Below are 23,811 nucleotides of genomic sequence, written 5' to 3' on the forward strand. Positions count from 1 at the left end.
TTCCGTGCGCGTTACAGACCGCCGATCCTAACGACGTCCCCTACGACAGGGAGTGGATCAGCGAGCGGGGGCGTGGGGCGTCGGGAGTCCGCTCCGTGTCGTGGGAGGGGCCGCAAGGGCCGTCCCCGATCGTGAACGGTCACCGCCGGACCGGCCGTCATCCCGGCTTGGACCACGGCCACTTGAGGGGCCGGCGCTCGCGGCCCCCGGGGGCGTACTCGTACACCCAGCCGCGTTGCAGGCCCAGCCGCTTCGTATGGCCGGCCGGGACCCTCCGGTACGCGTACACGGTGGCCGGTCCGCCGTCGGCGTCCGGCACCGGGACCTCGTACCACTGGGGCGGGTGGCCGGTCGCGCCGACGAGGACGGGCAGGACCCGGCCGTCGAGGGGACCGCCGCTGAAGGGGACGTTCTCGCTCTTCACCCGGCCAGTCTGACGCAGTCCGCTCAGCCGGTGCCGGTCAGCAGGTGCCCCGCCCCGCCGGCGACCGGGACCAGGAGTTCCGCCAGCCGCCCCGCCGGGCCGTCGGCGGTCTCCAGGGGCAGCAGCTCCCCGACCACCACCGCCGTCTCGCGGTCCGTCGCCGCCGTCGCCGCGAGCAGCGCGATCAGATGGTCCACGAGCCAGCCGCGCAGTTCCCGAACGGGGCACTGCTTCCCCTCGTCCAGCCAGAGCAGCGAGGCGGCCTCCACAGCGGCGATCCAGGTGCGGACCATCATCCGCAGCCGCGGACCGGGCGGGCGCCTGCCGGGTCCGTCGCCGCGGCCCAGATGCAACAGGATCTGCTCGGCCGCGACCCGGCGGACCTCGTCGACGATCGCGTTCGTCCGGGACGTACCGGCGACGCAGCCCCCCTGCAACAGGGCGCTGAACCCGGCGTCGTGCTGGTCGACGAAGCCGAGGTAGCGGTCCAGGACCCGGGCCACCCGCTCGGTGGGCGGACCGAGTTGCGGCTCGGTGAAGCACGATTCCAGTGCGTCGGCGGCCGATCGGAGCGCCGACTCGTACAACTGCTGTTTGCCGCCCGGGAAGTACCGGTACACCAGCGGGCGTGAGACCCCCGCCACCTCCGCGACCTCGTCGATCGACACCTCGTCGGGCGCCCGGTGCGCGAAGAGGCTGAGCGCCGCGCCGAGGAGCTGGACGCGGCGCTCCTCGACACTGAGCCTTCGGTACGCGCGGGCCGTCGGTGCGGCGGGGGCTGAGGTCATGGACCGCAGCCTAACGACGTCCTCCGTGACGGGGACCCCGCGCGCTGTCGCGGGGGAGGTCGTGACGATCCGGCCGGGGGCGGTGATGGTGGTGGTGACGGCGGGGGCCGGGTCAGGCCAGCAGGCCGGAACTGCGCCAGAGCCTGCGGCCGACGCCGTTGAGAACGCCGATGTCGTCGAAGAAGTCCGTCAGCCGCTTGGCTCCCGACTGCATGACCTCGCGGCGGTGTCCGCTCGCCCTGACCTGGGCGACGGCCTCGCGGCGGTCCAGCCCGACGTTCTCGTACACCTGCGGGTTGACGAAGCAGACCGAGAAGACCCGGGACGCCTCGCCGCAGCTCAGCCGGGTCAGTTCCCGCTCCCAGCGCGGTGCGGTGACCATCTGGCGGCGCAGCTCCTCGCGGGCGTACCGGACGTGCCGGGCCTCCTCGACGACATGGATGCGGGTGACGCCGCGCACCAGGGTCTGGACGCGCTCGTCCGGGAAGGTCAGCCGCTGCATCCAGTCCAGGATCTCCTCGCCGAGCAGGGTCGCGGCGAACGAACCCGGGGTGGTGGAGACGGTCTTCAGCACTCGCGCCGCGTTGTGGTAGACCCGCGGCACCGGATACGTGGGTGCCCCGCCCCACTCGATCATCCGGCCGAACATCATCGAGTGCCGGCACTCGTCCGCGATCTCCGTGAGGGCGTAGCGCACATGGTCGCTGGTCACGGGCTTGTCGTAGATGTGCCGGATCAGCAGCTGCATCAGGATGATCTCGAACCAGATGCCGAGCGAGGCGAGCGACGCCGCCTCGTGCCTGGCCAGCTCCATGCGCTGTTCCTCGGACATGGTGCGCCAGAGCGGGGTGTCGTAGAGGGAGACCAGCTCGGGTGGCCAGAACCACTTGCCGTCCTCGACGGCCGCGGTCCAGTCCAGCTCGGTGTCCGGGTCGAAGGAGTGCTTGGCCGAGGATTCGAGCAGGCGTCGGGCGGTCTGCTCACGGTCCCGGAGCGGGCCGAGTGCGTCGCGGAGCAGTTGCACGTCGCGTTCGGTCACTGTCGTCATGGCTGAGGGCACCTCACACGTGGGTTACCGGCGGTCACCTCTTATAAGACTCCTTGTCAGCAAGCCCGTCAATCCCTCGTACCCGACTTGTCGACCGTCGCCCGCCGACGCGCGGAACCGCCAAGGGGCCTGGGGGCCACCGCACTTGTCCGGAGGTCAGGGTGGAGGTGGCGGGGCGCGGGAGCGGCGCTCGGCCGATTCCGCGGTCGGGCGCCGGAAGGCGAGAGCGGCAGCCGGGAACGGGAGGCGGCCGGCGGGCACGGGCGGGAGGCGGGGCTCTCCCGAATGTCCGGCAGCCACCCGATGGATGTCCGCCATGTCGAAAACGCGTTCGCAGGCGTGAAGTAAATTGATGGTCATGACCACGCCGCCCCAGCCTCCGCAGAACCCGTACGGTTCGTCGCAGCCGCCGCAGAACCCCTACGGTTCTCCTCAGCAGCCCCAGAACCCGTACGCCCAGCAGCCCCAGGGGCAGCAGCCGCCGTACGGCTATCCGCAGCAGGCGCCCCCGCAGCAGCCCTACGGTTTCCCGCAGCAGCAGCCCTACGGGCCTCCGCAGCCCGGCATGCCCGGGGCGCCGGGTGCACCCGGCATGCCCGGCTTCCAGCCGCCCAGGAAGAAGCGGACCGGGCTGATAGCCGCGGTCGTGGTCGGGGCCCTGGTGGTCGCGGGCGGTATCGCCTTCGGTGTCTCCCGGCTGATCGACAACAGTGGGGTCGGGGGCGAGTTCCCCAAGGCCGAGTACAAGCTCACCGTGCCCAAGACGCTGCTGGACGGCGAGTACAAGCTCGCCGACGACCTGTCGGCGTCCCAGGGCAAGAAGATCGAGGACACGTACGACCCCACCGTCCGCAACGGCAAGGCCGTCGTCGCGCAGTACGGCTCCACCAAGGGTGGTGTCGTCGTCATCTCCGGGATGTGGGGGCAGTTCAAGAAGACCGGCATCATGCGGGACAAGATGCTGAAGGGGGCGGCCGGCGCGGACGGCGCGACCGTCGTCGTACCCCCGAAGGACTTCACCCCCGCGGGCTACGACATCACGGTGTCCTGCCAGGTGCTCCGCTCGAAGAACGCGGGCGTGTCGAGCACCATCCCGATGTGCGCCTGGGGTGACGACAACACCGGAGCCGCGGTCGCCGTGATCACCCCCGAGACGGCGCTGAAGGACCCGAAGTCGGTGGACCTGGCGCAGGAGGCCGCGAACGCGGCGAAGATCCGCTCGGAGGCGAGGCAGCCGATCGGCTGACCGCGTTCGCCCCGGAGGGGGCGCACCGAGTCCGGGGCGGGGCGCGCGGGTACGGGGCTGAGGGGCGGGGCCACGGCCTCGGCGGCGTCACGGGACACGGCGCCACGGGGTCGCAGACTTCGGCGGGTGGGGCGGGGCGGTGGGCCGGCCGCCGCGGGGCCGGACCGGCTCCGGACCGGCCCGCTCCTGGAACGTCCGTCCCGGATCGGTCCGCCTCCGGATGTTCCGCCTCGGGGTCGGTCCGCCTCCGGATGTTCCGCCTCCGGGTGCTCCGCCTCGGGATCATCCGCCGCCGGGTCATCCGTCCCCGGATCGGTCCGCCAGCGTCGCCTCCATCACCGCACGGGCGATCGGCGCCGCGCTGCCGCCGCCGCTGATGTCGGCGCGGTCCGCCACCGCGTCCTCCACGACCACCGCCACCGCGACCGCCGGACGGCCCGATTCCGCCGCCTGCGCCCAGGAGATGAACCAGGCGTACGGCTTGTTGGAGTTCCCGGCGCCGTTCTGTGCCGTCCCGGTCTTCCCGCCGACCGTGGCCCCGTCGATCGCCGCGTTCGTCCCGGTGCCGTTCTCCACCACGTCGACCATCATCCGCCGCAGCCGCACGGCGGTCGCCGGGGTCATCGCCCGGCGGTAGGCGCGCGGACGGTTCCGCCACACCGTGCTGCCGTCTGCGGCGGTCGTGCGCTCCACCAGGTACGGCCGCCGCACATCACCGCCGTTCGCGACCGCCGACGCCACCAGTGCCATCTGGAGGGGGGTCGCCGCCGTGTCGAACTGCCCGATCGACGACAGCGCCAGCTGGTCGTCGCTCATCCGCTCGTCGAAGTTGCTCCTGGCCACCCCGGACGGGACGGTCAGCCCGTCGTCGTTGAACCCGAACCCCCGCGCCGCGTCCACCATCCCGGTGAGCCCGACCTCCACCCCCAGGCGCGCCATCACGGTGTTGCAGGAGACCCGGATCGCCTCGGCCAGCGAGGCCCGTTCGCAGCCGCCCGCCTCGTCGGGGAGAGTGGTGGAGGTGCCGGGCAGCACATAGGGCGACGGGGTGTCGGTCGGCGCGTCGGGATCACGTACCACCCCCGAGTCCAGCGCCGCGGCGGCCGTCACGATCTTGAAGGCGGAGCCCGGCGGATACGTCTGCCGCAGCGCCCGGTTGAGCATCGGCATACTCGCGGACGCGTTCAGCCGCCGCCACGCGTCGACGACCGCCCGGCCGGTCCCGGAGATCAGCCCGGGATCGTACGAGGGCGTGGAGACCAGCGCCAGAATCCGGCCGCTGGACGGCTCGACGGCGGCGACCGCCCCGCGCCGCCCGCCGAGACCGTCGTACGCGGCACGCTGAGCCGCGTCCCTGATCGTCGTGACGACGTCGCCACCCGGCTCCCTGCCACGGGTCAGCTCGTTCCAGAGCGGGATCGGCGCCAGCGCCGGGGCGGTACCGGAGAGCACGGCGTCCTCGGCGTGCTCCAGCAGGGTCGTGCCGTACGTCTGCGAGGCGTATCCGGTCACCGGGGCGTACAACGGCCCCTCGGTGTAGGTCCGTTCGTACTTCAGCCGCCTGCCGGTGGCGGCGGAGCCGGTCACGGACCTGTCGCCGATCAGGATGTCGCCGCGCGGCTGGGCGTAACGGGCGATCGCCTGACGGCGGTTGGCGGGGTTGTCGTCGAGCGTATCGGCCTCGAAGACCTGGACGCGGGCCGCGTTCACCAGCAGCGCCACCAACAGCAGCAGACAGAACGCCGAGGTACGCCGGATGCAGCGGATCACCGCTCGTCCTCCACGGCCGACGCGACGATCCCGCTCTCCACCCGCGCCGGCCGTGGTCCGCGGGCCACGTCGCTGACCCGGATCAGCAGCGCCACCATCACCCAGTTGGTGACCACCGAGGAACCGCCCTGCGCCAGGAACGGCATCGCCATGCCGGTCAGCGGGATCAGCCCCATCACCCCACCCGCGATCACGAACACCTGGAGCGCCAGGATCGACGCGAGCCCGACCGACAGGAGTCGGCCGAACGGGTCACGCAGGGCGAGACCGGCCCGGTAGCCGCGCGCCACCAGCAGCGCGTACAGCAGGAAGATCGCGGTCAGTCCGGACAGTCCCAGCTCCTCGCCCGCCGTCGCCAGGATGAAGTCGGACCTGGTGGCGAAGCCGATCAGCACCGAGTCGCCGAGGCCGAGCCCGGTGCCGAGCATCCCGCCCGCGGCGAAGGCGAACAGCGACTGGGCGAGCTGCCCCGGCCCCCGGCCCGCGTCGATCGACGCGAACGGGTCGAGCCAGTCCGTCACCCTGCTGTGCACGTGCGGTTCGAGGGAACCCACGACGAACGCCCCGACGGCGGCGAGCAGCAGCCCCACCGCGATCCAGCCGGTCCGTCCCGTCGCCACGTACAGCATGATCACGAAGAGGCCGAAGAAGAGCAGCGAGGTGCCCAGATCGCGTTCCAGGATCAGCACGCCGACACTGAGCAGCCAGATCGCCACGATCGGCCCCAGCACCCGGCCGCTGGGCAGTCGGCGCCGCCACCCCCGCCGGCCGGTGTGGGCGAGCGCCTCGCGGTTCGCGGCCAGATAGGCGGCGAAGAACACCGCGAGCAGGATCTTGGCGAACTCGCCCGGCTGTAAGGAGAATCCGCCGATCCTGACCCAGATCTTCGCCCCGTTCACCGCCGGGAAGAAGATCGGCACGATCATCAGCGCCAGCGCCGCGGTCACCGAGAGATACGCGTACCGCTGGAGCAGCCGGTGGTCCCGCAGGACGAGCACGACCCCGATGAACAGCGCTACGCCGAGCGTGGACCAGACGAGCTGAGTGGGCGCCGCCCGGTCCGCCGGGGTCTCCAGGTCCAGCCGGTAGATCAGCACCAGGCCCAGGCCGTTGAGGAGGACGGCGATCGGCAGCAGCAGTGGATCGGCGTACGGGGCACGAAGCCGCACCGCCAGATGGGCGAAGAGGGCCAGGAGACCGAGGCCCGCGCCGTATCCGGCGACATCGGGCGGGACCGCGCCGCTCCTGGCGAGACCGACGGCCGCGTAGCCGTAGACGGGGATGACGACGGCCCCGACGAGGAGCGAGAGCTCGACCCCGCGCCGCTTCGGCAGTCGTGGCTCGGGCGGGGGAGCGTCCGCGGTCGTTGCGGTCATGGCACGCAACGTAGCAAGAGGCGGACGTTATTTCCCCGTATGTCGGGGCGGGACCGCCGCGCGTATGCCGGCCCCGGACGGCGGTCTGCCCGGGGAGGCCCCGGCCGTGGTGGCGGGGTCTCCCCGGGCAGACGGATCACGCGGTGGTGCGGTGCGGCGGTTGAGCGATCAGCCGGCCGGCGGTCAGCAGGTGCGCGGGGCCGGGCCGATGTTCTCGATGTAGCGGGCCGAACCCCACGCCCAGGTGCCGTCGGTCAGGAGGTACCAGCGGTTGTTGCCGTCGACGTTGTCGCCGGTGGTCTTGCAGAAGATGTGGACCACGGCGCCGTAGGGGACCTGTCCGACGACCCTGCTGCTGCGGGTCGGCCGGTCACGGAGCAGCAGGCCGGTGCGGGCGATGACGCGCCCCAGGTAGTCGTGGCGCGCGTCCTCGGCGGAGGGCGACAGCGGCACGTAGCCGTTGAAGTAGACCGCGGCGTTGGCCTCGGACTGCTGCTCCGGGGCGGACTGGACGCCCGACTGCGGGGCCGGCTCGGGGGCGGGGGCGGCGGCGAGCGCCGGGGTGGCGGCCGTCAGGGCCGCGAGGGTGCCGGTGGCGATGCAGAGACCGAGTCGGCCGAACAGGGTACGAGAGGACATTCTGACTCCAGATCGTGGGGGGAGGGGGGCGAGGAACACGCCCCTCGGCTCTCGGTTCAGACGCTAGGTACGTTACGGAGAGACCGCAACACGTCACTGGCTGTCGCGTCACCCGGCTGACGTACCCGGACCCCGGCTTCCGCCCGTCTCGCCGTCACCCCGGGTGTCCCTCCGCGTCCGCGCGCCGCGGTCCCGCGGGCCGCCGTCGCCGTCCGGTCCTCCGCCGCCCGGTCCGTCCGGTCCTCCACCGCCCCGTCCGTCCGGTCCCCCGCCGTCCGGTCCCTCCTCCTCCGCCGCGTCGGCGAGGTCGAGCCGCACGTACTCGGGGAGCGACAGCCGGGCCACGGCCCCGCCGTCCGGGGCGTTGCCGAGCACCAGTTCCGCGCCGATCGCCTCCGCCTGGCCCAGCGCGATGGTCAGCCCGAGGCCGTGCCCCTTGCCGCGCCCCTCGGTGCGGAACCGCTGCGGCCCGTCCTCCAGCAGGTACGCCGGGAAGCCGTCCCCGTGGTCCCGTACCGACACCACCGGTCCCTCGACCGTCACCACCACGGGCGGCCGTCCGTGGTGGTGCGCGTTGGAGATGAGGTTGCCGAGCACCCGCTCCAGCCGCCGCCGGTCGGTCTCCACCGCGGCGCCCCGGACGACCCGTACCTCGGTGACCGTGCCCGACATCCGCACCACCCCCTCGGTCAGCGGTGCCAACTCCTGTACGTCCAGGTCGGCGTGCTCGGTACGGGCGTCGAGCCGGGACACCTCCAGCAGGTCCTCCGTCAGGGTCCGCATGGTCCGCACCCGCTCCCGTACCAACTCCGACGGCCGTCCCGGCGGCAGGAGTTCGGCCGCGGCGGACAGACCCGTCAGCGGGGTGCGCAGCTCGTGCGCCACGTCGGCGGTGAAGCGCTGCTCGGCCAGCAGCTTGCGTTGCAGCGTGGACGCCATGGTGTCCAGCGCGCCTGCCACGATCGCCACCTCGTCGGGGCGGCGCGAACGGTCCGACGTGCGGGGGTCGTTGACCCGGGCGTCGAGATCGCCCGCGCTGATCCGGCGGGCCACCTGGGCGGTCTGGTGGAGCCGCCGGGTGACCCGGGTGACGGCGAACGCGCCGACCAGCAGCGTCGCGCCGATGGCCAGCACCGATGAACCGGTGATCGCCCCGTCCAGACCGTTGATCGTCCGGGCGCTCTGGCCGTAATCGACCCCGGTCGCCACCGCGTGCGGTCCGTCGGGACCGCTCGCCGGGCCCGCCGCCCACATCGTGGGACGGCCGTGCCGTCGGCCGACGGCCGTGCCCTGCCGCCCCTTCAGCGCCAGGGCCCGCAGCGAGTCGGGCAGCTCCGCCGGATCGATGCCGGAGCCCGGCGGCAGCGGCTCGCCCGCCTGGTACGCGTACGTCACGTCCGCCAGCCGGGACAGCGCCTTCTCGCGGGCCTGGCCGACGGTCTGCCGTGTCACGGCGGTGTGCACCAGGGCGCCGAGCAGCGCCGCGAGGGTGCAGCACATGACGGTGATGAAGACCGCCGACTTCCAGGTCAGCGTCGCGGTCCAGGCGGGCGGCCGGAGCCGGAGCCGGCGCGCGAGGCGCCGAAGAGCGGTGCGCCGGGGCGTGCCGCGCGGCGGGGTCTCGCGCCGGGGTGCTTCCGGCCCGCCGCCACTCCGCCTCATCGGTGCCGCCTCGGCGACGGGGTCGTGCGCAGGATCTCGTCCCGGGTCGGCAGCATGGCGCGCTGGCGGTCGTCCCATGACCAGGCCGTGCGGTACTCGTACCCGGTGATGGCCGAGGGCGCCCGGACGATCAGGTCCCGTCCGGCCAGCTCCACGCTGATCACGGCGTCCGAGGTCGACATGATCCGGGTCAGCCCGCCCTGGCGGTCCGGCATGTAGACGCGCACGCTCAGCTGCCGGTCCGCCAGCCGGATGCCGAGCACCAGCTCGTCCCGGCCGTCCCCGGTCAGATCGCGGTAGTACGGGGCGAGGACCGGGCACGCGCGGGGCCGGACCTCGCAGTCGTCGAGCTGACGGACCGTACGGGCGGGCAGCTCGTCCGTACCGCTGGTCCGGGCGGGCCGCGCCTTCAGCCCCGCCCGCACCACCGCCGTCGGGTCGAGCCGGCGCACATCGCCGTCCGGGACGACGATCCCGGGGATGCGCGCCGTCTGGCCCTCGCCGTAGTCGTACGGGGCGGACGAGGCGGGCGGCAGCTCCGGCCACAGCCGGGCGGGTCCGATCGCCGTCGGTGTGGGACCGGCGCTCCGCAGCCCGCCACCGGACCCGCAGCCCGCCAGGGCCGCCGCACCGGCCACGGCCAGCAGGGCCACCGCAGCCCGGCGGCGCGGACGGGTACGACGACGGCGGGAACGCGCGGTACGCAAGACGACTCCCTTCCGTCACCGGCCGACCGGTTCAGCGCCCCTGTGGCCCTGACCTCAGACGTTACGACCCCGCCCACGATAGGGAGTGGACCGGCGAACGGCGTCATGAGCCCTTGGGACGGAGATGGAGGAGGGAGGTGGCACGGAGACGGTGGAGGGAGGTGGCACGGAGCGTCGCCGACCGGCGACGCCGCCGGGGGCGCGGTCGCGGGGCGCGGCCAGGGGGCGCCGGGGTCCCACTCCCCGGCGGGACCCACGCGGTCCGCGTGCGGGAGGCCCGTCGCCGGGAGGGGCGTCCGCCGTGCCGTCTCAGCCCCGGCTCACCCCTGGTACGGGTTCTGCCCGCCCTGGGCGTACCCCGGCTGCTGCTGGTACGGCCCGGACGGGGCGCCGTCCGGGCCCGCCGCGGCCTGCGCCAGCAACTGGTCGGCCTGCTCCTTCGCTATCTTCTGCTCGCCGCCGCAGAACGTGCACTGGGTGGCGAACTTCGTCGAGAACGGGAACAGCGGGACGAAGAACAGCGTGAACTTCGTGACCCGCTTGCGCAGCGTGTGCGCGGCCGGATTGCCGCACCAGCCGCAGACCATCGTCAGGACGGCCAGCTGGTACAGATAGCCTCTGGTACCAAAAATGATCATGTGTAGGGTCCCTTTCCCGTGCTTCCCCGGAACGCCTGTCGGCAGAGTGCCAGCAGCTTCTCGTCCTCGTAGGTGTCATGGCTGCCGTATCCGCCGTCCATCGCGTTGTGACGGCGTACGGAGACCAGCTCGGCGCGCAGCACCTGTGCCGCGTCGGAGCCTGCCGCGGCGTGCCCCATCCGCGCCAGACATCCGGCCACCCGGACTCGGACGTGACGGTTCCGCTCCCAGGCCGCGAGCAGCACGGGAACCGTCTCCGCGGTCCCGCCCGTCACCTCCCACAGCGCGATCGCCGCGTCCACCCGCAGCCACAGCTCGTCGTGCCACAGCAGGGCCCGCAGCCGGGGCGCGGCGGGCGCCGCCCGCTCACCGAGCGCGCCCAGCGCGCTCGCCGCCGCCCGCCGGTCGTGCGCCTGGCCGGCGCCCAGCCCCTCCACCAGCACCGGCAGCACGGCCTCCGCGTCCCCGGTGACCGCCCACAGCGCCTCCGCGGCCTCCGTCGCCGCCACCGTGCCCGGCCGGCGTGTCAGCGCCCGCAGCTCCGGTACGGCGCACCGCGCGGCGGGACCGAACGACCGCAGGGCCCGCAGCGCGGCCGTCCGCAGCCACTCCCCGCGGTACTCCGGCGCTCCGCGCAGCACCCGCAGCACCTCCGGCGCCGCCTCGCCCGCCCGCAGCGCGGTCAGCCCGGCGAGCAGCGGGCTCGCCCGGTCGTAGGCCCCCTCGTCGAGCCCGACCTCGCCGAGCCTGCGGCGCAGCGCCCCGGCGAGCGGGTCCGCCGCCGCCCCCAGACAGCCGATGGCGAAGCCGACGTCGTGCGGCACCTCGGGCCGCTCCAGCGCGGCGGCCAGCGCGGGCACGGCCCGTGCGTCACCCACCCGGGCGAGCGCCTTCACCGTGCTGCCCAGCCCGGGGGGTCCACTGGCCCACTCCTTGACCCAGGCACCCGGGTCCGCCGCGACCCGCTCCGCCAGCGCGTCGGCGGCGGGCGCCGCGAGACCGAACAGCTCCTCAAGGACATGCGAGGCGGCGTCGGACAGCTTGGGCTCGGCGGCGGCCAGCTGTGCGCCGACCAGGCCGACCAGCTCGTCGTACGGGCCGCGCCAGGCCCGTATCAGCCCGCTGCTCATCCGTACGGCGTCGATCCGCTGCCAGGGGTCGGGGCTGCGCAACTGGTCCATCAGAAGGGCGATCCGGTCCTCGACGCGGTCGTCGAGCCCCACGTGCAGGGTGCGCAGCAGATCGGCGGCCCAGGGAGCGCGGCGGCCCGTGGTCCCGGCCGCCGACAGCGCCCGTACCCGCCCCACCAGGGTCGGTGCCGGGAGCCGCTCGACGGGCGGCTCGGCGCCGGGGCCCACCGGCGGGGGCGGTTCGGCGGCGGCCGGCTCGCCGGTGCCCGTCTCACGGGAGGCCGCGGTGCCGGCGCGGACGGCCGCCGGGTCCGGGGCCGCGGGGGTGGACCGCAGCTCGCGCAGCAGGCCGGACACCACCCGCACCACATCGCCGGGCAGCGCGTCCGGGGCGCAGCGTGCGAGCTGGGCCAGGGCCGCCAGCCGCAGCCCCGGCGGGTACGCCTCCGCCGCCAGCCGGCTGAGCCAGTCCGCGGCCTGACCGGCCAGTGGGCGGTGCCGCAGCGCCAGTCGTCCCGCCGCCTCGACGAGCGCGAGCCGCACCTCGTCGTCCGGCTCCACGGGCAGCCGCTCCCGGAGCAGGGCGAGCACCCGCACCGGCCGGTTGTGGAGCGTGGCCAGGGCCAGTGGGGCCGCGAGCCGTACGCCTGGGTCCTCGTCGGCGATCAGCTCGAAGAAGACGCCGGCGCCCGCGGTGACGGCCGCCGCCGCCATCGCGTAGTTGGCGGCCCCCTCGATCTCGTCCTCGTCGATCTCGTCCTCGTCGTCCTCGTCGAGGTCGATGCCGCCGATGCTGGTCAGCAGCTCGACGATGCCGCCCCGGTCCGGTATCCCGGGGTCCACGACGAGTTCGAGCAGGAACGGGATGCAGGCGAGCGTGCAGTCGTACACATCGCCCTGGTGGTGAACGGCTCCGTACATGCCGTCCAACGCGCTCTCGCGCTCCGCCGGGTCGGCGGAGGCGAGCCCCCGCAACAGCGCCGGCACGTCATCGGCCGGCCCGTAGGCATGCTCCATCGAGGCCCAGTCGACCTCGTCGATCCCCGCGAACACGCCATCACCTCCCCACGAAGCAGTGTCTGCGCAGAGTGTGCACCACCGCTCTGACAATCAACCCGCCACAAGTGGCCTTTCCTCGTGCGATCCGTCGGCCATTCCCGCCGGACCCACCCGTCCCACCTGCCCCGTGGGCACGCTCAGAACGCGCCGGGCAGCGGTCCCGCGTGCTCCGGTTCGTTGAGCGGGGCGAGCAGATCCCCGTACCGGGACAGCCGCGCGGCCATGTCGTCCGCCCGGAACACCAGCTCCTCCGGTGCGGCGCACCGCTCGACCTCGGCCCAGGTGAGGGGCGCGGAGACGGTCGGTTCGTCCCTCGCGCGCAGGGTGTACGGGGTGGCGGTGGTCTTCGCCGCGGCGTTCTGGCTGTGGTCGACGAACACCTTCCCGGGGCGCAGGGACCGCCGCATCCGGTGGACGACGAGGGCGGGCAGCTCGTTCTCGGCCTCCACGGCGAGCGCCTTCGCGTAGGCCGACACCCGTTCGGCGGGAACCGGTTCCAGCGGTACGAGCACATGCAGGCCCTTCGATCCGGAGGTCTTCACATAGGCGCCGAGGCCGTCGGCCGCCGTCCGCTCGCGCAGCCAGCGGGCCACGGCGCAGCACTCCACGACGGTCGCGGGCGCGCCGGGGTCAAGGTCGAACACCATCCGGTCGGCCCTCCCCGGCGCGTCGGCCCGCCACTGCGGGGTGTGGAACTCGACGACGAGGTTCGCCGCCCACATCAGGGACGCGAGATCCGGTACGAGCAGTTGCCTGGCGACCTGGCCCGCGTGACGGGACACCTGGGCGACCGGCAGCCAGTCGGGGGTCCCGGGCGGCGGGTTCTTGGTGAAGAAGCGCTGGCCGTCCGGCCCGTCCGGGTAGCGCAGGAACGACACCGGCCGGTCGCGGAGATGGGTGAGCATGGGTTCCGCGGCGGTGGCGGCGTAGTAGTGCAGCACCTCGGCCTTGGTGGTCCCGGTGGCCGGGTACAGCACCTTGTCCAGATTGCTGAGGGCGAGCCGCCGCCCCTCCACCTCCGTGATCGGCGTCATACGATAAGAATCACACGAAAGCGGTACGAAGAGGTATCGATCTGACGAAAGGGGTGAGCGGTGAGGTCCATCTGGAACGGCGCCATCTCCTTCGGGCTGGTCAGCATCCCGATCAAGCTGATGAACGCCACCGAGAACCACTCGATCCACTTCCGTCAGATCCACGTCACCGACGGCGGCCGGGTCAGATACCGGAAGGTCTGCGAGCTGGACGGGGAAGAGGTGACCTCCGCCGAGATCGGCAAGGGGTACGAGGAGGCCGACGGCTCGGTCATCGAGATCACCGACGAGGACCTGGCGGCCCTTCCGCTGCACACGGCCAAGACGATCGAGATCGTCGCCTTCGTGCCCGCCACCGAGATCGATCCGCTCCAGATGGACGCGGCGTACTACCTCTCCGCCAACGGGGCCACGGCGACGAAGCCGTACACCCTGCTGCGCGAGGCGCTGAAGCGCAGCCGGAAGGTCGCCGTCGCCAAGTACGCGCTGCGTGGGCGGGAACGGCTCGGGATGCTGCGGGTGGTCGACGACGTGATCGCGATGCACGGACTGCTGTGGCCCGACGAGATCCGCACCCCCGAAGGGGTCGCCCCCGAGGCCGACGTCAAGGTCCGTGACGCCGAACTCGACCTGGCGGACGCCCTGATGGCGACGCTGGGCGAGGTGGACATGGACTCGCTCCACGACGACTACCGGGACGCGGTCGAGGCGATGATCGCTTCCAAGGCCACGGGTGAACCGGTGGAACCGGCGGCGGTGGCCGAAACGGGCGGCGGCAAGGTCATCGATCTGCTCGCCGCGCTGGAGAAGAGTGTCAAGGCGGCCAAGGAGTCGCACGGCGAGGACGCCGGTCCGGCCACCGGGGACAAGGCCGGGAGCGGGACCGGGCACGACGAGGACGCGGACGCACCGGTCGCGAAGGTCACCCCGATCACCCGCCGGAAGGACGACGAGCCGGACCGCCCCTCGAAGACGACCGGTTCCGGTTCCGGCTCCCGGTCGGGCTCGGGCGCGGGTACGAAGAAGTCCGCGGCCTCCTCTTCCAAGTCGTCCGGCGCGAAGAAGTCCACCGAGGGCGCCGGGAAGACGGCCGGGAGCAGGCGCGGGGCGGACGGCGGGGCCACTCCGAAGAAGCCGGCGTCCAGGAGCACGGCAGCCAAGAAGGCGTCCGAGAAGACGGAGTCCGCGAAAGAGTCCTCCCCCAAGAAGACGTCCGCCAAGAAGTCCTCCGCGAAGAAGTCCTCCGCGAAGAAGACGTCCGCGAAGAAGTCGGACCGCGCCTCGACGGGCGGGACGGCCTCCCGTAAGCGCGCCTCGGCCTGATCCGGCAGCGGGTTCCGGGCACTTGGCCGGATCGGCCGGGCGGCCCGTCCCTGGGCCACCCGGTCCGGAACGGCCGCCTCGGGTCCCTTCCGGAACGGCCGCCCCGGAACCGGTCCGGAACGGCCGCCCGTCGCCTGCCTCTCTGCTGCCTGTCTCTCTGTCGTCTGCCGCGTCAGCGCCTGCGGTACGAGTTCACATAGCCGGCCGCCGGGGTCCCGACCCCCGTCACGTCGTCGTAGCCGCGTACCGCCTTGAGCGAACTGTCCTTGCCCAGACTGCGTACCGAGGTCAGCAGGCCGTCCGCCGCGTCGTGACCGTTGGTGAAGTCCACCCGGGCCACCGCCAGATCCCGGCGGGCGCCCAGCGGGTGGTCCGTGACGTCGTGGTACACGCCCGCGTGCTCGCGCTGGTAGATCGCCGGGTTGGCGAAGCCGAGCGGAACGCCGCGCCTGGCCTGCTGCGCCAGGGCCTGGACGCCCGCGATGACCGGCGCGGCCAGTGACGTACCACCGATGCGGTACTCGTCGTAGCCGAGCGAACCGTCCGGCAGGGTCTGCGTCTGGCCGACCAGGAAACCGGTGTTCGGATCACCGACGGCCGCGATGTCCGGCACGGTCCGCATCCGGGTCCGGCCGTTCGCCCGCGCCAGCGAGTCGGGGACGATCCCGCGCTGGTACGCGGGCTGGGGCACGGTCGCGCTGGTGCCGCCGCCCGCGCCCGAGGTGTACGGGCCGGGGAAGCCGGTCCAGCTCCTGCCGTCGGCCGCCAGCGGGGCGTTCAGCGTGCCCCAGCCGGTCTCCCACTGGTAACTGTCGTGCTTGCCGACGGCCAGCGAGGTGCCGCCGACGGAGGTCACCCACGCGGAGTTCGACGGGACGTCGACCTGCTTCGTGCCGGTGGACGCGACGTTGTCGCCGTTGTCCCCGGACGAGAAGTAGAAGCCGATGCCCTCGACGGCGCCCATCTTGAACACCTGGTCGTAGGCGGCCGCCACGTCCGGTGTCTCGTTGGCCTCGACGTCACCCCAGGAGTTGGAGACGATGTCGGCCAGCCGGTGGTCGACGACCTTGTTCAGCGAGTCCAGCAGATCCGCGTCGTAGCAGGAGGCGCCGCCCACGTAGAGGATGTTCGCGGCGGGCGCCATGGCGTGGACGGCCTCGACGTCGAGCGTCTCCTCGCCGTACCAGCCGGACGCCCCGCACTCCTCCGTCGCCGTGTAGTCGGAAGGCAGCAGTTGGCTGAACTGCCCCCGCTTGTACGGCGCGTCACCGTTGCGCCGGGCGTACCGGTCGGCGTCCTGGGCGATGGTCGGCGAGGCGTACGCGTCGGTGATCGCGACGGTGACGCCCTTGCCGGTCCAGCTCCCCGCCCCGTACGCGGCCCGCAACTGCTTGCCGGTGTACCCCTTCACGGCGTACGGCACCTTCGACCCGTACGCGCCGGGCAGCGACGTGGCCGTCCTGGAGCCGTAGTAGGAGGAGAACGGGCCGGAGTTGCGGAACACGTCGTCCGGCGGCGGCAGCGTCTCGTCGTGACTCGCCTTGTGCGGCGCGTTGTCCAGCCCGGACACCGCGAGGACGGCGTCACCGAGCGAGGCGGGCACCGAGGCGGTCACGGCGGGGGCGTGGTACGTGTGACCGCTCTTGCGGTAGTCGCGCAGTCGGGTGCTGAACGCGCGCTCGGCCGACGCGACGGTGCCGGTCGCCGCGACGTAGTGCTGGTCGGCGCTCGTGACGGTCAGCCCGTTCGACGTCAGCCACTGGCGGACCTGGTCGATCTGCCGCTGGGTCGCCCCGAACCTGGCCTGCGCCTGCTGGGCGGTCAGATACTTCCCGTACGAGGCCGATCGTGGGTCGGACACGGCGGCGGCGTACGCGGCCAGCCCCTTCGCGTCCCGCCCGGCCAGGTGGACCCGGATGCCGACCCTTCCGCTGTCCGCCGTGGCGCCCTGGTCGGCGGCGGCGGTCGCCCAGGCGGGCGTGGTGCCCTGGAGCGCGTCACGGCCGGTGGGGCCCGGGTCGGCGTCGGCCGACGGTATGCCGAGGGCGAGGGCACCGGCGAGCAGTGGCAGTGTCGCCGCCATGCTCAGCCCGGCCCGACGTCTGGCGCGGCTGTCTCTCATACAACCTCCTGCGATATGGGTCTTCGCGTGTGGAGCATGCGCTGGATGGCGTGCGCATGTAATTCGCCACTCTGTCCGACGACTTGTTCATGCAGGGGGCATGCGTTCGCCAAGAATCCGCCAAGAGCCCTGAAGGTGAGCCGAGTTCATGACGGATACGTCGGACATCCGGCCACTGGACCCGCCGGGAGCGTATGGATATGCCGGAGGAGTGCAAAATAGGGGTATTTGGAGGTAATTGTCATAGGCTGAAGCGGTTGTGAGGGGTGACCCAACCGCCGGTGCCGAGTTGGGGATGCGGACGGGGGTGGCCGCCGCTCTCGCTCCGCGCCTCTTTCGAAGCGACAGCGGAAAGGTTCCCGCACATGGTGAAGCTGCTACTCAGGGCCGGTCAGGAGCATGTGGCCGATCTGACGCACATGCACGACCCGCTCGGCGCCGTCGAGGAGTTGGTCTGGAACGCGCTCGACGCCGACGCCGACAACGTCGTGATCGAGCTGGACACGAACGTGCGCGGCCAGGTCGAACGCGTGGTGGTCAGCGACGACGGTACGGGCATGGCCGCCGAACGCTGCGCCCACTACTTCCTGCCCATGGGAGCCTCGTGGAAGAGGAGCGCGGGCGTGACCCCGGTCAAGAAGCGGGTGCTGCACGGCAGGAACGGCCAGGGCCGCATCCGCGCCTTCGCGCTCGGCAGCGAGGTGCGGTGGACCAGCGTCTCCGAGGGCGGCTCGGGACGCCGTCAGGTGGTCATCGAATCGGACCGCCGGACGATGCACGAGTTCGACGTGAGCGAGCCGGAACCGACCGGCGCACCCCTGGGCACGGTGTTCGAAGCCCTCGGCGGGGGAGGCCGGTCGGGGAGGCTGACCGAGCGCACGGCCGTGACGACGCTGACCGCCGCGCTGGCGACGCACCTCACCGCGTACCCCGACATCCGGGTCGTGTACGACGGCGTGGTGCTCGATCCGGTGGAGGCGCGGGCCCACGCGGGCGAGTATCCGCTGGCGTCGGCGGGGGACGCGGAGCGGCGGCCCGTGCTGAAGGTCGTCGAGTGGAAGCGCCCGGTCGACCGGGCGCTCATCCTCTGCGACGAGCGGGGCATGTCCCTGGCCCGCCTCGATCCGGAGGTCGAGGCGCCCGGCTTCCACTTCACCGCCTATCTGTCCTGGCCGGGCTTCGACGAGGACCCCCACGACCCGGTACCCGCCCGCGACCGGGCCCCCGCGCAGGGCGAGGCCGCCGTGCGGGACCGGTCCGTCGACGGGACGCACCGGGTGATCGCCGCCGCGCGGGAGCAGCTGAGGGCGCACTTCCGGCTCCGCGCCGAGGAGCGCAGACAGAGCAACGTACGCGAGTGGCGCGTCGAGGGCATCTACCCGTATGACGGCGACCCGGCCGACTCCCGGGAGCGGGTGGAGCGGGAGACGTTCGACCTGGTCGCGACGACGGTCGTCCGGCACCTGCCCAGCGCGCGGAAGACCCGGCGGATGGTTCTCGGCTTCCTGCGCACGGTCCTGACACATGACCCGGCCGCCGCGCTGCGGGTCGTCGAGGACGTCTTCCCGCTCACCCCGCAGGAGACGGACGACCTTTCCCGGCTGCTGGACCGCACCCCGCTGTCGTCCCTCATCAGGGCGTCGGCGGAGGCCACGGCCCGGATGGACTTCCTGGGCGCGCTGGGGGAGTTGGTCGCCGAGCCCGGGACGCGACAGGGCCGGCCGGGGGAGCGGGCACGGCTGCACCGGATTCTGGAGAACGAGTGCTGGGTCTTCGGGGAGGAGTACGGGCTGCACGCGGGCGAGCGGAGCCTCGACGAGGTGCTGCGACGGCATTGTTCGCTCCTCGGCCGGGACACCCCCGTGCCGGGTCCCGCGCTGCGCGAGGAGGCCCGCAGCGGCATCGTCGATCTGCTGCTGGCCCGGTCCGCCCGGCACCGCAGGGACGGGCGGAGTCATCTGGTGGTGGAGCTCAAGGGGCCCGACGTGGTGCTGGGAATGGCGGAGCTGGGGCAGGTCACCAGCTTCGCGCAGGCCGTCCGGCGTGACGAACGGTTCCGGGAGGCGGGCGTCGTCTGGGACTTCTGGCTCGTCGGCCACAGCATGGACGACAACCTCCGGCAGATGGCCCAGCAGCGCGACCGCGAACCGGGCTGTGTGGTGGACCGGCCCACCTACCGGGTGTGGGTGCGGGCCTGGGCGGACATCATCGCCGAGGGGGAGGAGCGGCTGCGCTTCTACCGCGACCGGCTGGAGCAACGGGCCGTGACGGAGCGGGCCGTCGACCACCTCATCCCGCGGGGCCCGGAGGCGGACACCGGATCGGCACCCGTCTCCACGCTCACCCCGCTCGTGCGCGCGTCCGTGCCCGCACCACTTACGGAACCGGCCATGGGACCCGCCCCCGCGCAGGTGCGCGAGGCCGGTCCGGTCCCCGGCCCAGGGGCCGAAGCGGAATCGGAAAGGGAAGCGGCGAAGGGGGCCGGGACCGGGGGAGCGCCCCTGCCCGAGCCCGGCTCCGCTCCCGACTCCCTCCCCGCTCCCGGCCACCACTCCGCCGCCGCCTCCGACTCCGCCCCCGAGCGCGCGATTCCCGCCCCGCGCGCCGTTCCCCGGGGCTCGACCGGCGGCGGCTACGGCGACCTCAAGGTGCGGGGCGTGTTCGGTGCCCTGCGGATCGCCCCACGGATGGGCGAGCGCAAGACCCTCCGTGATCACCGGGGCGGCTGCTGCGCCTAAGGGCTGTCCCGCCATCCCTGGTGGGCGTGCGACGACAGCTACGGCACCTCGCGGCGTTGTCGGAACGTCCTCCCCATACGTCCAGTACGCGGATGCCCCTCCGCCTTGCGATGCACCGCATCCGACACCGCACGCTGTTCCATCACGGATCGCGGGACAGTCCTCAGGAGTAACGGGCCCCCGTCACCATCGCGTTCGGTGGCGGGGGTTCTGTGACGCCGTCGGTGAAACGGAAGATGATGACATATCATGATCACGACGGCGTGAGGGACTTGGAAGTGCGCCCCTTCGCGCCTCAACAAGCCGGTGTAAAGCGTGAACACGTGTCGGAGGATTCCGGTGCGGCTGAGCTACGCGTAGGTGGCCAGTGCGTCGAGTTGGCGCCCCGCGCGGCCGCCGGCTCCGGTCCGGCCCCGCGCTTGAGCGAGGTCACGTGGGACAGCAGGTGAAGGTATTCTGAAGAGACGTTCTAATTTCGCGAACGGCAACATGCACACGTTTTCGTGCTGCTCAGAAACATGTAAAGGCCCACCTTGACCAGCAAGAACAGCTCAGCCGCCGGTGTTCTCGTAGCCGGTCTCCTGGTCGTCGCTTTCGCGACGGCGGCGTACGCGGCCACCTTACGCGCCGTGCCCGCGACGGACACCGGGGCGGCTGCCGCCCCTTCCCGCTCCGCCGCCGCCCCGGCCCGTACCGCGCAGGTGCGGTGGATGTGGGCAGCACCGATGAACGCCGGTCCCGGCACGGACGGCTGCCCGACCACCACCCCGACGTACGCGTACCTGACACGCCCCCAGGCGTCGGCGCACGCCGGTAGTTCAACCCGGGGGGGCCTCCGTGAAGAGCCGGCGCAGCCCCTCTGCCTCCGCTCCGGCGTCGAGCCCCATGTAGAGGGTGAACGCCCGCCGTCCATGAGGACGAGCCCGCTCCACGTCGCCCGTGGCGAGAACGGTCCGAGCCAGTCCGTCTAGGGCCTGGGCGGAGCCGCGGGTGAATCCGATGCGCTCCGCGAGCAGAAGCGCCCTCTCGTACGTCTCGTGTGCGATGTCCAGCCGCCCCACGGCGCGCTGGGCATCGGCCACCCCCGTCAGCGCACGCTGGAGCTCGAACGCGTTGTCGATGCTCCGGGCGACCCCTTCGGCACGGGTGAAGTGCGACAGCGCCTCACCCGGCTCCCCCGCCCCCATGTACGCCGTCCCCATGCAGATCAGAGCGTTGGCCTCGCCGAGGGTGTCGCCCCCGGCGCGGTGGCTGTCGAGGGCGCGGCGGAAGCAGTCCAGGGCCAGATCGATGCGGCCGCTCGCCTGATGGACGCCGCCGAGATTCGCCTGCAACGTGGCCAACGCCTGCAAATCCCCGGACAACCGGGCGAGGGTCACCGACCTCTCGTAGAAGTCACGGGCTTCGTCCATATAGCCCTGGAAGAACCTGAGTTCCCCCAGATTGCTCCATCCTCTGATCTGCCCCGTCACATCACCCAGGTCTTCGTAGATCGCCAGCATCTCCCGTACGTGCCCGAGCGATTCGTCGTACCGGCCCGCGTAATGCAGGGCGACCGCCTGGATGTTGAGACACTCCGCCTCACCGTGGCGGTCGCCCAGATCCCGGTTCAGCGTCCGCGACCGGGCCGCGAGGTCATGGGCGAGATCGCCGCGCCCCGCGGCCAGATGGGCGCGACCCGACTGGAGCAGGGCGTGCGCGCAACCACCGGGATCGCGCAGCCGCTGGAACAGCGTCAGCGCCTCCGTCGCGCAGCTCAGGGCCTCGTCGTGGTCCTTCTGGGCCAGTACGTCCGCGCGGTCCACCAGGGTCCTCGCCAGAGCGGCGTGGTCGCCCGTTCCGCGCAGTGACGACACGGCGGCGGTGTGCAGTTCGGCCGCGATGTCCCAGGCGCCCCAGGTCTTCAGGGGCTCCGCCAGCACGCGCGGAAAGCGCAGGGCGTACTCGGGGGCCTCGGTGACGGCGGCCCGGGCGACGGCGAGGAGGTTGGCGCGTTCGTCCGCGAGCCACCGTGACGCCTCCGCGACGTCGGCGAACACGGGGGCGTGCGGGGACTCGTGGCCCGGACCGGAGCCCGGTGGCAGAGGGGCGCGGTGCGGATGGACGGTGCGGTCGGCGCGATGGGCGGCGGTGAGGTAGTGGGCCATGAGACGGTCGACCGCGGCGCGACGGGCGGGCGCGGGATCGTTCTGCGAGCAGACCCGCAGGCCGAACGCCCGGATGAGGTCGTGCAGCCGGTACCGGCCACGCACCGGCTCCTCGACCAGGTGGCAGTCCAGCAACTCCTCCAGGATTGACTGGATCTGTCCCTCCGCCCGTCTGTCGGGCCCGGTTCCGGCGAGCGCGCTCGCGGCCCGGAGAGTGATGTCCGGCCCCGGATGCAGTGCCAGTCGGCGGAACACCAGCCGTGTGGTTCCGTCGAGTTCGGCGTAGGAGAGGCGGAAGACGCCCGCGAGTTCGTCGAACTCGTCGAACGGGTCCGACGCGCGGGCCAGCCGGTCGAGGAGGTGTGTGAGGTCCCAGGTGTTCCGGTGCCGGAACCGGCTCGCGAGCAGCCTCAACGCGAGGGGGTGCCTGCCGGCGGCCTCCACCACCCGCGTCAGCGCCGGGTCGGCGGCGGAGACCCGCCCGGCGCCCGCGATCCGGGCGAAGAGGGCCGCGGCCTGCGCCTCGGGCAGCACGTCCACGAGAAGGGACTCCGCGCCGTCCAGCCCGACCAGCCGGTTCCTGCTGGTGACGATGGCACGGCAGGTGGGGGCGCCGGGCAGCAGTGGGCGGACCTGGGCCGAGGTCCGGGCGTTGTCGAGGACCACCAGGACCCGGTGGCGGGCCGTCCACTCCCGCCATCTGGCGACCCGCTCGTCCAGTGAGTCGGGCAGGTCCTCGCGGATGCCCGCGGCGTGCAGCAGCCCGGCCAGTGCCTCGGCCGGATCGGACGGCGGCTGCCCGCCGAAGCCATGCAGATCGAGGTAGAACAGTCCATCGGGATACATGTGGTGGAGCCGGTGCGCGGCATGAACCGTGAGGCTCGTCTTACCGATTCCCGGCATTCCGTGGACGACCGTGACAGGCAGGGCGAACGCGTCACCGCCGTCGGGAGCCGAGGCCGTCGTCGCGCTGTCATCCTCCGCGTCCATGTCCCCCAGCAGGAGGTTCAGTTCCTCCACGCGCCCGGTGAAGTCCGGTATGTCGCGCGGAAGATGGTTTCGGGCCGGCGGCGCCGGAGCGGGGTCCGCGGCGGCGGTCACCGGACCGCCCGCGGTCTCCATCAACGTACGGTCCTGATCGAGGATGCGTTGATGGAGCCGTCGCAACTCCGCGCCGGGTTCGATGCCCTGTCCCTCGTGGAACCGCCGGCGCGTGTTCCGGTAGAGCTCCAGCGCCTCGTCGTGCCGGCCCGAGCGGTACAGGGCGAGCATCAGCGACATGATCACCTGCTGGGCGAGCGGATTCTGCGACGCCAGTTCGTGCAGCTCGCCGATGAGGTCCGCGTGCCGGCCCAGCTCCAGCTCCAGCCGGATGCGTTCCTCCCGTACCCGGCGCTGGTCCTCCAGCAGCCGGGCCCGCGTCGACTCCGCCCAGGCGCTGGTGAACTCGACCAGGGGGGTGCCGCGCCACATGCTCTCGGCGGTTCTGAGGTTGCCGATGGCGACATCCCTCCTGCCCTGGGCGGCCGCCGCCCCCGCTTCCGACCGCAGCCGCTGGAACCGGAGCAGATCGACGTCGTTCGGATCGACGCGGAGCCGGTACTGACGTGGTGAGAGCAGCTCCACCTGGGCGAGATCGCCCACCGAGTCCCGCAGTCGCCCCCGTAACCGGGACACATAGGACTGCAATGTGTCAAGACCCGTTGGCGGCGGGCTGTCCTCCCAGATACGGTCGATCATCATGTCCATGGCCACCGGTTCGCCACGGGCGTGGACCAGTACGGCCAGCACGCACCTTTCCTTCACCGAACCGAGTTTGTACTGCTGATCGCGATGCCATAGTTCAAGAGGTCCAAGAGCAACAAGGTCCACGATCGCCCCCCGGCGGGTGCGTCTCTTCCTGCCGCGGGCCGACAGCCTCCGCGGAGCGCGCTGATGCGCGTCTGCGCGGAATTATCTG

16 protein-coding genes are annotated in these 23,811 nt (G+C 72.4%); 3 read left to right on the forward strand and 13 right to left on the reverse strand.

Going from position 1 to position 23,811, the window contains the following annotated elements; genetic code table 11:
- Window positions 1-157: 157 nt before the first annotated feature.
- The 3 genes from PZB75_RS22335 to PZB75_RS22345 all read right to left on the reverse strand — a co-directional run bounded on the left by PZB75_RS22335 (window position 158) and on the right by PZB75_RS22345 (window position 2,260).
- A complete protein-coding gene (locus PZB75_RS22335) occupies window positions 158-424 on the reverse strand; it encodes a hypothetical protein (RefSeq protein ID WP_275537071.1) in 267 nt (88 codons plus the stop codon).
- Between the two features lie 23 nt (window positions 425-447).
- A complete protein-coding gene (locus tag PZB75_RS22340) occupies window positions 448-1,212 on the reverse strand; it encodes a TetR/AcrR family transcriptional regulator (RefSeq protein WP_275537072.1) in 765 nt (254 codons plus the stop codon).
- 112 nt (window positions 1,213-1,324) lie between these two features.
- Window positions 1,325-2,260, reverse strand: coding sequence for a diiron oxygenase (locus tag PZB75_RS22345; RefSeq protein ID WP_275537073.1), 936 nt, complete (start codon window positions 2,258-2,260; stop codon window positions 1,325-1,327).
- A gap of 358 nt (window positions 2,261-2,618) precedes the next feature.
- On the opposite strand from PZB75_RS22345, the gene PZB75_RS22350 reads away from it, so the two are divergent.
- Entirely contained in the window at window positions 2,619-3,506 is an 888-nt protein-coding gene (locus tag PZB75_RS22350) for a hypothetical protein (protein ID WP_275537074.1), read from the forward strand.
- Window positions 3,507-3,803: 297 nt separating this feature from the next.
- Here the strand turns inward: PZB75_RS22350 and PZB75_RS22355 are convergent, their stop codons facing one another.
- The 8 genes from PZB75_RS22355 to ligD form a co-directional block, all read right to left on the reverse strand.
- Window positions 3,804-5,276, reverse strand: a complete 1,473-nt coding sequence (locus PZB75_RS22355) for a penicillin-binding transpeptidase domain-containing protein (protein ID WP_275537075.1) — start codon at window positions 5,274-5,276, stop codon at window positions 3,804-3,806.
- Window positions 5,273-6,652 (reverse strand): FtsW/RodA/SpoVE family cell cycle protein, encoded by a 1,380-nt coding sequence (locus PZB75_RS22360; RefSeq protein WP_275537076.1) that lies wholly within the window; start codon window positions 6,650-6,652, stop codon window positions 5,273-5,275. The genes PZB75_RS22355 and PZB75_RS22360 overlap by 4 nt, the downstream gene beginning before the upstream one ends.
- A 183-nt stretch (window positions 6,653-6,835) precedes the next feature.
- Window positions 6,836-7,291: an SH3 domain-containing protein gene (locus PZB75_RS22365; RefSeq protein ID WP_275537077.1), complete on the reverse strand. Its 456-nt coding sequence runs from the start codon at window positions 7,289-7,291 to the stop codon at window positions 6,836-6,838.
- Window positions 7,292-7,399: 108 nt separating this feature from the next.
- Window positions 7,400-8,953 (reverse strand): HAMP domain-containing sensor histidine kinase, encoded by a 1,554-nt coding sequence (locus tag PZB75_RS22370; protein WP_275537078.1) that lies wholly within the window; start codon window positions 8,951-8,953, stop codon window positions 7,400-7,402.
- The gene (locus tag PZB75_RS22375; RefSeq protein WP_275538820.1) at window positions 8,950-9,606 is read right to left on the reverse strand and encodes a hypothetical protein; all 657 of its coding nucleotides are present in this window, start codon (window positions 9,604-9,606) and stop codon (window positions 8,950-8,952) included. Before PZB75_RS22375 ends, PZB75_RS22370 begins: the two co-directional genes overlap by 4 nt.
- Before the next feature lie 374 nt (window positions 9,607-9,980).
- On the reverse strand, window positions 9,981-10,298 hold the full coding sequence (locus PZB75_RS22380) for a zinc-ribbon domain-containing protein (RefSeq protein WP_275537079.1): 318 nt from the start codon (window positions 10,296-10,298) through the stop codon (window positions 9,981-9,983).
- On the reverse strand, window positions 10,295-12,481 hold the full coding sequence (locus tag PZB75_RS22385; RefSeq protein WP_275537080.1) for a PBS lyase: 2,187 nt from the start codon (window positions 12,479-12,481) through the stop codon (window positions 10,295-10,297). The genes PZB75_RS22380 and PZB75_RS22385 overlap by 4 nt, the downstream gene beginning before the upstream one ends.
- A gap of 143 nt (window positions 12,482-12,624) precedes the next feature.
- The gene (gene ligD, locus PZB75_RS22390) at window positions 12,625-13,521 is read right to left on the reverse strand and encodes a non-homologous end-joining DNA ligase (protein ID WP_275537081.1); all 897 of its coding nucleotides are present in this window, start codon (window positions 13,519-13,521) and stop codon (window positions 12,625-12,627) included.
- A 60-nt stretch (window positions 13,522-13,581) separates the two neighbouring features.
- On the opposite strand from ligD, the gene PZB75_RS22395 reads away from it, so the two are divergent.
- A complete protein-coding gene (locus PZB75_RS22395; protein ID WP_275537082.1) occupies window positions 13,582-14,844 on the forward strand; it encodes a Ku protein in 1,263 nt (420 codons plus the stop codon).
- Window positions 14,845-15,016: 172 nt separating this feature from the next.
- Here the strand turns inward: PZB75_RS22395 and PZB75_RS22400 are convergent, their stop codons facing one another.
- Window positions 15,017-16,966 (reverse strand): S53 family peptidase, encoded by a 1,950-nt coding sequence (locus PZB75_RS22400; protein ID WP_275537083.1) that lies wholly within the window; start codon window positions 16,964-16,966, stop codon window positions 15,017-15,019.
- Between the two features lie 365 nt (window positions 16,967-17,331).
- Here PZB75_RS22400 and PZB75_RS22405 point away from each other — a divergent pair, with 365 nt between their 5' ends.
- Entirely contained in the window at window positions 17,332-19,704 is a 2,373-nt protein-coding gene (locus tag PZB75_RS22405; RefSeq protein ID WP_275537084.1) for an ATP-binding protein, read from the forward strand.
- A gap of 818 nt (window positions 19,705-20,522) precedes the next feature.
- Here PZB75_RS22405 and PZB75_RS22410 read toward each other — a convergent pair.
- Window positions 20,523-23,723: a tetratricopeptide repeat protein gene (locus PZB75_RS22410; protein ID WP_275537085.1), complete on the reverse strand. Its 3,201-nt coding sequence runs from the start codon at window positions 23,721-23,723 to the stop codon at window positions 20,523-20,525.
- Between the last annotated feature and the right edge of the window lie 88 nt (window positions 23,724-23,811).

It is taken from the genome of Streptomyces sp. AM 4-1-1, assembly GCF_029167625.1.
Taxonomy (GTDB): domain Bacteria; phylum Actinomycetota; class Actinomycetes; order Streptomycetales; family Streptomycetaceae; genus Streptomyces.

Coding starts and splice junctions, on each gene's coding strand:
- PZB75_RS22380 (WP_275537079.1), bottom strand. CDS start 10,298: ATGATCATTTTTGGTACCAGAGGCTATCTGTACCAGCTGGCCGTCCTG.
- PZB75_RS22370 (WP_275537078.1), bottom strand. CDS start 8,953: ATGAGGCGGAGTGGCGGCGGGCCGGAAGCACCCCGGCGCGAGACCCCG.
- PZB75_RS22350 (WP_275537074.1), top strand. CDS start 2,619: ATGACCACGCCGCCCCAGCCTCCGCAGAACCCGTACGGTTCGTCGCAG.
- PZB75_RS22400 (WP_275537083.1), bottom strand. CDS start 16,966: ATGAGAGACAGCCGCGCCAGACGTCGGGCCGGGCTGAGCATGGCGGCG.
- PZB75_RS22360 (WP_275537076.1), bottom strand. CDS start 6,652: ATGACCGCAACGACCGCGGACGCTCCCCCGCCCGAGCCACGACTGCCG.
- PZB75_RS22340 (WP_275537072.1), bottom strand. CDS start 1,212: ATGACCTCAGCCCCCGCCGCACCGACGGCCCGCGCGTACCGAAGGCTC.
- PZB75_RS22365 (WP_275537077.1), bottom strand. CDS start 7,291: ATGTCCTCTCGTACCCTGTTCGGCCGACTCGGTCTCTGCATCGCCACC.
- PZB75_RS22405 (WP_275537084.1), top strand. CDS start 17,332: ATGGTGAAGCTGCTACTCAGGGCCGGTCAGGAGCATGTGGCCGATCTG.
- ligD (WP_275537081.1), bottom strand. CDS start 13,521: ATGACGCCGATCACGGAGGTGGAGGGGCGGCGGCTCGCCCTCAGCAAT.
- PZB75_RS22345 (WP_275537073.1), bottom strand. CDS start 2,260: ATGACGACAGTGACCGAACGCGACGTGCAACTGCTCCGCGACGCACTC.